Below are 3132 nucleotides of genomic sequence, written 5' to 3' on the forward strand. Positions count from 1 at the left end.
ACCCTCGGCGGCCGACCGCTCGTTCCGCCACCGGCCGAGTCCGGACCCGCTGCCACTGTGCGGCGGGTCCGGTCAGGGCACGGCCGGGGCGGACGTCATGGGGGTGGGGCGGGCACCGGGACGCCCGGTCCGGGAGCCCGCGGGGCGCACCCCGAAGGGGAGCCGGCCCGGCGCCGCACGCGTCGGTCCGGGCTCCCGGGGGCGGATTCCCGCGCGCCGGGCGATGGGCCGCCCCGCGCACGGGAGACCGGGCTCAGGCGGGCAGTCCGACCGCCCGCTCGCGGTTGCGGCGCTGCTGGATGACGACGGCGGCGACCAGCAGGGAGCCCTGGGCGACGTTCTGCCAGAAGGCGTTGATGCCCTGGACGGTGAGGCCGTTCTGCAGTGCGCCGAGCAGCGCGACGGCGAGCAGGGTGCCGCCGATGCCGCCCTTGCCGCCCTTGAGGGCACAGCCGCCGAGGGCGGCCGCGGTGATCGACTGGAGCTCCAGGCCCTCGCTGCCGGAGACCGGCTGGCCGCTGCCGGTGCGGGCGGTGAGCAGCACGCCGGCCAGGGCCGCGACGGTGCCGGAGAGGGCGTAGGCGGCGATCAGGTACTTGTTGAGGTTGATGCCGGCCAGGCGGGCGGCGGTGTCGTTGCCGCCGATCGCGTAGATGTTGCGGCCGATGTCGGTGTAGGTGAGCAGGGCGTGCACGGCGACGGCGGTGAGGATCAGCAGCCAGACCATGGTGGGCAGACCGGCGATCCTGCCGCGGCTGAGGAAGACGAAGACCGGGTCGTTGAGCACGTACCCCTGGGCGCGGCCGTCCGAGACGAGCTGGGCGACTCCCTTGTAGGCGGCCAGTCCGGCGAGGGTGGCGATGGTCGGGTTGACCCGGCCGTAGACGATGACGACGCCGTTGAACAGGCCGATGCCGGCGCCGATGGCGAGCGCGGCGCCGATGCCGAGGTACGGGTCGGCGCCGGTGGAGGTGAAGACCATGGCGCTGGTGACGGAGGCCAGGCCGGCCTGGGAGCCGACCGAGATGTCGAGGCCGCCGCAGATGATCACGACGGTCTGGACGACGGCCAGCAGGCCGGAGATGGTGGCGGCCTCGGCGATGACCTGGACGTTGTCCCAGCCGACGAAGTTGGGGTTGAGCGAGCCGAACAGGGCGACGACGGCGACGAGGGCGCCGATCAGGCTGAGGTTCTGGCCGCCGATCGCGGCGAGCAGGCTGCGCGGGCCGCCGGACCGGACGGGCAGGGCCCCGGCGTCCGGCACCGGGGCGGTCGGGGGAGTGGCGGTGGTCATGCGCCCACCTCGCTGCGCTCGGCAGGGGCAGTTGCCCACGCGCGCCTTTCGATGGTTCGCTCGCTGCGCTCGTTCACTGGGGCTCTCCGGTCTGAGTGGTGGTGGTGGCGGCGAGGTCGTCGGCCATGGCGAGGGCGAGGACGACCTCCTCCGTCGCCCGGTCACGGGTCAGTTCGCCGGTCGTGCGGCCGTTCTGCATCACCACGACCCGGTCGGCGAGGCCGAGGACTTCGGGCAGTTCGGAGGAGATGACCAGGACGGCGGTGCCCTCGCGGGCGAGGTCGGCGATGATCTGGTAGATCTCGGCCTTGGCGCCGATGTCGACGCCCCGGGTGGGTTCGTCGAGGATCAGCAGGTCGGGCTTGCGGGCGAGCCAGCGGGCGAGGACGACCTTCTGCTGGTTGCCGCCGGACAGGGTGCGGACCTCGGCCTCGATGGAGGGGGCGCGCACGCGCAGCCGGTCGGCGTACTCCTGGGCGAGGGCCTTCTCCCGGCGCTGCTTGACGAACCGCCACCGGCTGAGCCGGCGCAGGCTGACCAGCGAGGTGTTGTCGCGGATCGTGCGCTGCAGGAACAGGGCCTGGGCCTTGCGCTCCTCGGGGGCCAGGCCGATGCCGGCGGCGATGGCAGCGCGCGGGTCCTTCAGGCGCAGGACCTCGCCGTTGAGGGCCACCGTGCCGGAGTGGATCGGGGCGTCGCCGGCCAGGGCGAGGGCGAGTTCGGAGCGTCCGGCGCCGATCAGGCCGGCCAGCGCCACGACCTCGCCGGCCCGGACGGTCAGGCTGACTCCGTGCACGTCGTCGGTGGTGAGGTCGCGGACGTCCAGCACGACGCGGTCGGTGGCGACCTGCTGGCGGACGAACAGCGAGGACAGGTCGCGGCCGACCATGAGCCGGACGAGTTCGCTCTCGTCGGTGGCGGCGGCCTCGACCACCCCGGCGACCCGGCCGTCGCGCAGCACGGCGATGCGGTCGGCGAGCCGGAAGATCTCCTTCATCCGGTGGGAGACGTAGACGACGGCGATGCCCTCGTCGCGCAGCCGCCCGATCAGGGCGAACAGGGCCTCGACCTCGTGCTCGGAGAGCGAGGAGGTGGGCTCGTCGAAGGCGATCGCCCGCGGCGGGACGGCGCCGGTCAGGGCCCGCATGATCTCGACCAACTGGCGCTGAGCCGCGGTGAGTTCGGAGCCGAGCAGGTCGGGGTCGAGGACCTTGTCGAAGCCGAGGCGGGCCAGGTCCGCGGTGATGCGGCGGCGCAGCTCGGCGCGGTCCAGACGGCGACCGGCCCGGCGGGGCAGCGAGCCGGCGTAGACGTTCTCGGCGACCGGGACGTGCGGGATGATCTCGGGTTCCTGCGGGATGATCCGGATCCCGGCCCGGCGGGCGTCCTGGGGGGACTGCAGGTCCACGGCCTGGCCGTCCAACAGCACGCGCCCCTCGGTGGGGCGGTGGTCGCCGGTCAGGATGCGCAGCAGGGTGGACTTCCCGGCGCCGTTCTCTCCCATCAGGGCGGTGACCCGGCCGGGCGGGAAGGTGAGGGTGACGTCCTCCAGGGCCCGGACGGAGCCGAAGCGCTTGGACACGCCCTCGGCGCTCAGGCCGGGGGCGCCGCTCGCCGGCGGGACGGGTGACGGTGCGGGTGTGGTCATCGGGGCCTCGTTGGCAGTGCGGTGCGTACGGTCTGGGGGAGCCGTGCGCACGGTCGGCGGTGCCGGTGGTCGCGGTACGGTCTCCGGGAGCGCGGCGGGGCGGCGGGGGGATTAGGCAGGTGGGTGCCCGCCCCCCCCACCGGCGGCGCGGGGAGGCGTGAGCTGGCGGTCACGCCCGCGGACTGGCAGG

General features: G+C 74.3%; 2 protein-coding genes. Both read right to left on the reverse strand.

The features are described from left to right. Positions 1–253: 253 nt before the first annotated feature. Complete coding sequence (locus ACWGJO_RS41330) at positions 254–1294, reverse strand: ABC transporter permease (protein WP_452190928.1); 1041 nt, start codon at positions 1292–1294, stop codon at positions 254–256. A gap of 73 nt (positions 1295–1367) precedes the next feature. Then, positions 1368–2942, reverse strand: coding sequence for a sugar ABC transporter ATP-binding protein (locus tag ACWGJO_RS41335; RefSeq protein WP_452190929.1), 1575 nt, complete (start codon positions 2940–2942; stop codon positions 1368–1370). Positions 2943–3132: the final 190 nt, after the last annotated feature.

The sequence above is a fragment of the Kitasatospora sp. NPDC054795 genome, from assembly GCF_053611565.1.